Origin of the sequence: Streptomyces sp. NRRL S-495 (assembly GCF_000966955.1) — a bacterium.
GTDB classification, from domain to species: Bacteria; Actinomycetota; Actinomycetes; order Streptomycetales; family Streptomycetaceae; genus Kitasatospora; species Kitasatospora purpeofusca.
Genome location: NZ_JZWY01000974.1, coordinates 1 through 7,902, shown reverse-complemented (window position 1 = coordinate 7,902; position 7,902 = coordinate 1). Strand labels below are relative to the sequence as shown.

General features: G+C 72.8%; 3 protein-coding genes and 1 pseudogene. All 4 read right to left on the bottom strand.

Annotated features, from left to right (window positions below):
• Positions 1-6,113: EndoU domain-containing protein (locus VR45_RS37400; RefSeq protein ID WP_045944399.1), on the bottom strand; the 6,113-nt coding region annotated here is incomplete at its 3' end.
• Positions 6,114-6,172: 59 nt separating this feature from the next.
• Positions 6,173-6,487 (bottom strand): hypothetical protein, encoded by a 315-nt coding sequence (locus VR45_RS37395; RefSeq protein WP_045944398.1) that lies wholly within the window; start codon positions 6,485-6,487, stop codon positions 6,173-6,175.
• Entirely contained in the window at positions 6,480-6,920 is a 441-nt protein-coding gene (locus VR45_RS43085; protein ID WP_052709678.1) for a YbaB/EbfC family nucleoid-associated protein, read from the bottom strand. The genes VR45_RS37395 and VR45_RS43085 overlap by 8 nt, the downstream gene beginning before the upstream one ends.
• 145 nt (positions 6,921-7,065) lie before the next feature.
• Positions 7,066-7,902 (bottom strand): annotated as a pseudogene (locus tag VR45_RS49565) (hypothetical protein); the annotation flags it as partial.

The window sequence follows — 7,902 nt, the reverse complement described above, 5'->3', positions numbered from 1 at the left end:
GCCGGCCGGAACTCGGTCCGGTTCTCGACCCGGCCCTCGATCCGCACCCCGCCGTACTCACCGGTGAAGGTCCGAACACCGGGGGCGACCTCGGTGAACGCCTCCGGGCCCCGGCGCAGCGCGTGCTGGTACGCCTGCTCAGCCGCGTACACCGCGTCGTCCGACGACCAGTGCTCCGGGAACATGGTGCGGTGGCGGTCGCCGCCCCGGGGAACGGGGTCAGGGGCGGTACCGAGGTCTCCCGTCCGGGGAGCCCGGCCGGTGGTGAAGTCCGCAGTCCGGGGAGCCCGGCCGGTCGCCAGGTCGCCGGCCTGCCGCCCGTTCACCGTCGCCCGGTGGTCCGTCGCCACCTCGTCCGCCGGGCCGTCGAGCACCCGGAAGGTGCCGTTGCGGTTCTCCGACCCCGCGACCCGCTCCGGCCGGGGCCGGTCGGAACCCGGCGGCGGGAACAGGTGGCCGCCCCCGCGCCCGTCGCCGTACAGCGCGGTGCGCCGGGCGTCCTCGTTCACCTGCGGTCGCGGCGGGTGGGTGGCGCCCGGGGCAGGACCGCGGTCGGCACCGAAGGCGAGGTCGATCACGGCGCCCAGCTGCCGCAGGTTGCGCGCGGGCAGGACCTGGTGCGGGCCGACGGAGTAGTTGCCCCTGGACTGGTGGTCCTGGTCGACCGCGATCAGGCCGTGGCCTTCCTCCCGGGCCCGGGCCGCCATCAGCCCGCCGTCGAGGTAGACCGGACGGCTGCTCCACGACGCTTCGCGGTACTCGTCGGGCAGGCCGAACAGGTGGCCGACCTCGTGGGCGATGACATCAGCCTTGGTGTTCAGGCCCCATGCGCGGTGGTTCTCCCGGTCCGAGGACGGGTGGATCTTGACGGTGTGGTGCGCGGTGGCGGGATCGTTCACGAATTCGATCCGCGCCCGCAGCCGGTCGCCGTTGGGCAGCCGCTGGCCGACGTCGTAGGTGGCGGCCACCCCGGCCCGGGCCCGGTCGAGCAGTTCTCCGAACCTCTCGGCGGTGCGCAGCTCCACCAGTGGCAGGTCCGTGGTGTCCAGGCGCACCCGGACGGTGATCACGGACTCGGTGTCGCCGTCGGGAAGCCGGATCCGGGTCACCTCGAACCCCTGGGTATCCCGCGCCTCCATGGCGCGGTCGAAGGCGTCCGTCGGAGGAACGACCTCGCGGGTCCCGATCACCTGGCGCTGCTCGGCCACCGGCGCGGCCAGCTGGTGCGGCATGCGCTGGTCCGGCTGACCCCAGAAGTCGGTGATCCGGCCGTCCTCCACCCGGACGGTGAGCTTCACCCCGGCGAACTCGCCGTGGTGCAGCTGGGGCGCGCTCGTGCCCTCGGGCGGTACCGGACCGGCGTCGACGGCCCGGCCCGTGGCCCGGATCCGGTGCGCGGCGTAGCGGGCCTCCTCGGCGGTCCACTCGCCCGGCAGGTTGCGGCCCTCCGTCGGGCGGTTCCACACCGCGTCGGCGAAGTGCTGCCGCGGCACGTCGATCAGCGCCGCGCCCGACACCGTCCACGGCGCCTCCGGCGGCTGCTCGGGCATCCGCTCCAGGACCATGCCCAGGTCGAAGGAGCCCGCCGCGTCGCGCAGCCGGGGCAGGGCGCCCAGGACGGTGAGGTTCGCGCCGGGGCCGATCCGGACCTCGGTGGCGTCCTGGTCGGTCGTGAACTCCAGCCGGAAGTCGAGCCGGGTGTCGCTGAAGTCCTGGTGGTCGGCCAGATAGCCGGCGACATCCTCCTCCAGGGTGCGCCGGGCCTGCTCGAGCTCGGCCGGGCCGCTCTGCTCGTCGCCCACCAGCCGGACCCGGGCGGTGACCCGCAGGACCTCCGCCCCGTCGGCCGTCCGTACCCGGCCCATCCGGACGTGTCCGAGCTCCGGCACCTGGACCTCGGCGCCCTCGGTGTGCTGGGCGTCCGTCTGCCACGGGGACGGGCGGTGGGACTGCAGCGTGCCGTCCGGGTGGAACACCGCCTCGATCCAGACACCGTCCGACTGGCCGACCACCAGGATGGAGCCGTCGGGCTGCGGGTACCTCTGCGGCGAGGCGCGCACCGCCGCGTCCACGTGGATGGCCACGGCGGCGGCGCTCCAGGACTCCGGGTAGTACAGCGTGCCGGTGTCCCCCAGGGCACGGTGCCAGCGCGAGGGGAATGCCTCGATCGGCGCACCCGGCTCGACACCCGCGGACCGCTGGCCGGAGAAGACCCGGACCGTGCCGTTGGTGAGCACCGTCTGCCGCAGGTCGCCCGAGGCACGGGGCGGGCGGAGCGGATCCGTGATGCTGCCGCCCGGGCCCGCGGACTGCCAGGCGGAGAGGGGGTACTGCGGAGGGGCGGTGTCGGCCGTCGTGGTGTCGTGCACCGCGGTGTCCGCCGTCGTGCTGCCGTCCGCCCCCGGCTGCGGGCCGACCGGGAGGTCGGGGCGGCCGGGGTTCGTGGGCGCCGACCGCTCGACGGGCCGGGTGTCGTCCAGCACCGTGTCGCGGAGGGGCGGGAGGTCGCCCCGGTGCGGCGGGAGCGGCCGCTGCGGGGCGTACGGCGGCGGCGGCGCGTCCACCTGCTCGTGGTGCGGCCGGAAGCCCGTGATCACACCGTCCCGCTGGGTGCCCGTGATCGTCACACCGGCGTACTCGCCGGTCCACACCGGCGAGGAGTCGTCGGTGCCGGAGCGCCGGGAGGCCAGGTGCGCCTGTTCGGCGGCGTACACGATGTGGTCGACGGTCCAGTGCCGGGGGAAGAACGTCCGGGGCTGCGCACCGGAGCCGTCCGGGGCCGGCAGCCGGACGGTGTCGTTGGCGTTGGTGCGGAGCTGTCCGGCGTACGCCGCGTCGACGGAGGGGCGCAGCAGCGAGCCGCCGGTACCGCTACCGCCGTCCTGGCCGTACAGCGCGGTGTCGCGGACCTCGCCCGTGATCCGCGGCGCCGGGGCGGGAGTGTGGTCGGCGGAGGCGTGCTCGGGGGCGAAGGCCTCGTCGACGGTGTCGCCGACGGTACGCAGGCGACGCGGCCAGTCGACGGCGGTGCGGTCGGCGCCCGGGGCGCGGTGGAGTTCGCTCGGACCCTCGACCAGGCCCAGGACGCGCCCCAGCTCGTGCCCGATCACCTCCCGGTCGGCCCGCAGGCCCCAGTTGGCCTCGTCCTGGTCGACCTTGTCCCGGTGCACCTTCACCGTGTGGTCGGCCTTCGCGGCCGACTCGGCGAACTCGACCCGCACCTGGAGCCGGCTGCCGTCGGGCAGCCGGTGCCCGCCGTTGTAGGCGGCGTTCACCGCCAGGCCGACGCGCTCACGGAGCACGGTGACCCACCCGGCCTGGCCCTGGGGCACGCCGGTGTGGTCGAGGTGCAGCCGCAGGACGAGTTCGGTGACCGGGTCGCCGGTCAGCGACCGGCCGCGCCGAACCTGGTACGGGCGCAGCGGCGGCGGCGCGGGCGCGCCCTCGATCTGGAGGTAGGCGAGCGGCTCGACCCGCCGGGTGGCCGGGTTCGGGCGGAGCTCGGTGAGGGAGTTGGTGAGCGGCACGGGGACCGTCGGCGCGAGCGGCTGCTCGCGCGGGGGGAGGGGGTCGGTCTCGTCCCGGCCGGTTGTGCGGGGCTGGTCGCTCTCGTCCCGGCCCGGGGTACGGGGCTGCGAGGGGAGGTCGAAGGCCCCGGTCCGGGGCGGCGGCGCCGGTGCCTCGGTCCGGTCGGAGTCGCGGGTGACGGTGGAGTCCTGGCCGAGCAGCGTCGAGGCGGCACTCGTGGTCTGTTGCGGGGCGACGGGCGGCTTCGGGTCCTGCTCCGGGGCGTGGTTCGGGGCGGTCCGGTCGCCGGCGGACGCCGAGCTGGTCGTCGAACGGCCCGCGCCACCAAGGGCGTTGGCGGTCGCGGTCGCACCGGGGGCGACAGTCTCGTCCCCGCCGCCGGTCCGGTTGCGGGGGGCCGTCAGCCCGTCGCCCGAGGACTCGGTCGACACCGGGGGCACCGGCCGCTGCCGGCCCGGGGTGCTCTTCCTCGGCGGCTCCTGGCCGGGCGCCTCCCCGGGCTTGCGCTCCGGGGTGCGCTGCTCCGCGACCTTCTGCTCGGCGTCCGGCGTCCGCGGCTTCGGCGCGACGGCCGGGGCGTCCTCCGACTGGACCTTGACCGGCGTCGCGGGGCCGTGCTCCTCCCCGGACTTCTCCTCGCCGCCCTTCTTCCCGCCCTGCTCGGACCGGGCCGAGGGCTCGTCGTGGACCGGCACCAGGGTGTCGGTGCTGCCGCCGACGGTCCGGGTCAGCGTCTCCAGCAGGGACATCGAGTGGTCGCCGCGCTCCTCCGCCAGGAAGTCGACGTAGGGCAGCAGTTGCTGCATCCACTCGGCCACCTCGTGGTCGGCCGGCGGGGTCTTGATGTCCACGCCCGAGGCGTGCGACATGCCCTTCGCGACGTCCTCCAGCGAGTTGATCCGGAAGCTCTTGGCGAACTCGAAGGCCTCCGGGTGGCCCATCCTGGGCACCGGGATGGGCACGATCTTGCCGGACGCCATGCTGGCGAACGCGGCGAAGGTGATCGGGTGGTAGAGCGGGAAGTACTTGCCCTCCCCCTCCTTGACCGCCTGGAACTGGGTCTGCTGGACCCAGTCGGCGTAGCGGTGCATCAGCGGCGCCGAGCCGAGGTGCATGACGTGGCCCATCATCGCGGTCATCATGCCGCCGACGAAGCTGCCCGCGGTGACGGTGAACTCGTGGTTCTCGCCGAAGATGAGGTTGTAGAAGCCCTCGCTGAGCACGTTCTGGGTACCGGACTGGACGTAGTTGCCGAGCGCCAGGCCGAGCTGGAACATCTTGTTGCCCTGCGTCAGACCGTCGGCGAGGTCCGGCAGGTGCTTGCCCAGAGCGTCCATCTGACGAGCCGTCAGAGTCCGGCCGGCGTTGCCCTCCTGCTTGAGGACGGTGCCCAGCGCGTCCTTGAGGCCCTCGCTGGCCGCGCCCCGGGCCGCGACGGACTGCTGGGCCTTGCCGACCCACTTCTCGGCGAACTTCTCGCCCAGCTCGCGGCCGAGCGCGCCGGCCTCCTTCTTCCCGAGCTGCTCGCCGAGGTGCTTGACGAAGGTCTTCTCCATCTCCTTGACGAAGGTCGAGGAGAGCGAGCCCTGGGTGGTCTTCCCGAAGCCCGCCTGCAGCTGCTCGGCGGACGCCTCCATCAGGCTGCCGAGGTCCCGGGCGAACGCCCTGGCCTCCGCCTTCTTCAGGGCCTGGTCGGCGAGCCCCTTCGAGGTCTCCTTGCCGACCGCGCCGAGCGGGCCCTTCTCCCCGGCCTTGGCGGCGGCCTCGGCGGCGGTCTTCAGCGTGCCCTTGAGGCTCTTCAGCTCACCGTCGACCAGGTAGTCGCTGAGCCTGTCGGCGAGCAGCCGGCCACCGCTCCTGCCGAGCAGCCGGCCCAGCAGCTTGCCCAGACCCAGGCCGAGCAGGTCGAGCGGGCCGCCGAGGATGCCGCCGATGACGCCGAAGAGCACCGCCTGCTTCTGGAGCTCCTTGTCGATCTCCTTGCGGTTGCCCTGGCCGATCTGGAGGTTCTGGATGATGCCGTCCATCAGCAGACCGCCCACGATGCCCGAGAAGGTGTGCATCGCGATCGTCTTGAGCAGGTACTTCATCAGGGCCGTGAGCGCGGCCTTGGTGAGCAGCTTCTTCAGCACCAGTCCGGACAGGCTGGTGCCGAAGCTGAACGGCGCCCAGAAGATCGCCAGCGCGATCTCGACCATCAGCTGCACCAGCTGGGCGATCGCCATCCACTTGGTGTACTCGACCGTGTTGGCGACGTCGCCGGCGCAGTCCGCCAGCGCCTTGGCGGTCTTGGCCGCCGCCGAGACGTAGTCCTCCCCGGCCTTGGCTCCGGTGCTGGACCGGCCGATGAACGAGTTCATCTGGTAGGCGAAGGTGATGGCGGCCTGACCCTTGAACTGCCGGGCGCAGGAGATCGCCACCTTCTCGATCAGCGCCCGCAGCTCCGGCAGTTCCTTGGCCAACTGCTCGTAGGCGTCCCGGACCTCGCGCAGGTCCCCCTCACGGATCTCCGGCCAGGGCATGCCGGTGATGATCGTGAAGAACCGCGCGGTCGATTCGTTGACCTCGATCGAGGAGTGGGCCACGGGGACTGCCTGCCGTTTCCGGTTGTGCGGGGGAGGTCGGGCCTTCGGCTACGGGTGGGTCAGAAGCCGTTGGCGATGTCGTTGGCGTGGTCGCCGGCCCGGTCGAGGGTCACGGCGAGCAGCTCGCCGTTCTCGCCGACCGAGCCCACCGTGGAGCCGATTTTCAGGAGCAGCTCGTACAGGTTCTTGGTGCCGTCGTCGACCTGGGCGTGGTACTGCTTGCCGATCTCGTCGTTCCCGCCCACCCGCAGGTTGATCGCGTTGATGTGATCGGCCTCTTTGGTGAGCTTGGCGACGTAGTCCTTGAGCTCGAAGAACTCGGCGAAGCTCTTCTTGAGCATCGCCGTCTTGGAGGTGGTGTTCGGGCTAACCACGGAACTCCTCCTGGCGGTCGGCCTTCTTCTTCTTCTCGTCGGCGTCGAAGCCAGGACGCATCGCCCAGAGCGGTTCGAGGATCTCGTCCAGTTCGCTGCCGCCGGTCATCGAGAGCCGCAGCGTCTCGCCGATGCCGTCGAAGCGGGAGATGCGCTCGGCGACCTGCTTGCCGACGTCGGCCCGGGCCTCGTTGAGCACATCGGTGAGGATCTTGGCGAGCTCGGCGGGCGCCATGTCGCGGTAGTCGTTGGTGTGGAAGGTGAGCGAGACGACCTGGCCCTGCGAGCCGACCTTGGCGGTGACCATCCGGTCCTTGGAGGTGACCGAGCCGGTGAGCTCGTTCATCTCCTGCTGCATCTCCTCGGCCCTGGCCAGCTCGGTCTGCATCTCGGCCATCGCCTGGGCGATCTGGTCCGCGAACGGGTTGCTCATGCGCTCTTCCTCGTCTTTCCTCGTGGTCGGGTGCCGCCCGGTCCGCCGGGGCGGGCGGAGCGGGCGGCACCCGGGTGTGCGGTCGGGGTCCTGAAGATCCTGAACGTCCTGAAGATCCTGAACGTCCTCGGCGTCCTCGGCGTCCTCAGCGTCCGATGACGCCGCTCACGGCACCGGAGTCGGTGCCCCAGACCTCTTCGTCCTCCGCCAGCCAGGTGGTGCGGCGACGGTCCTTCTCGTTGCCGGGTCCGCCCGCGCCGCCGCCCATGCCGCCGCCCGGCGGCATCATCGGCGGCATCCCGCCGGACGAGGTCGCGGTCCGCTGGCCGGTCAGGGCGGCCTGCTCCTGGGCCGCGGCGCGGGCGGCCCGCTCCGCGGCGACGCGCTCGGCATTGGCCTGGTCGACCGCGGCCTTGGTGACGGACGGGTCGCCGCCGGCGGCCAGCGCCCGGTTGCTGAGGCCGCCGCCCATTCCGGCGATCATCGGGCCGCCGCCGAGGCCGAGCGAGCTCCCCCCGCCCGAGCCGCCGGCGCCGAGGCCCATCGTGTTGTAGGAGAAGCCGCCGGCGCCGAAGCTGTTGGGCGACAGCAGGCTGGGGCCGCCACTGTCGTCGCCCGCCGCGGAGTAGCGGTCGGCGAGCAGCTGCCGGTACTGCGAGACGGTGTCGCCCTTGCCGTCGCGCAGGACGCCGTCCGGGCCGATGCTGTAGCCGGGGCCGGCCACCATCGGGTTGCCGGCCGAGTCCAGGACGGGGTTGCCGTTCTCGTCGACGATCCGCCCGTCCTTGGTGATGACGGAGGACGGGGGGACGACCACGGGCCGGTTCGAGCCGGAGGAGCCGGGGAGGAGGTAGTCGGGCAGCGGGCCGGAGTTGAGGTCGGGGAACGGGTTGGCGATGAGGTTGGGGCCGCTGCCGGAGTTGCTGCCGGAATTGCCCGATCCACCGTTGCCGAGGTTGAGGTTCGGCAGGTTGCCACTGCC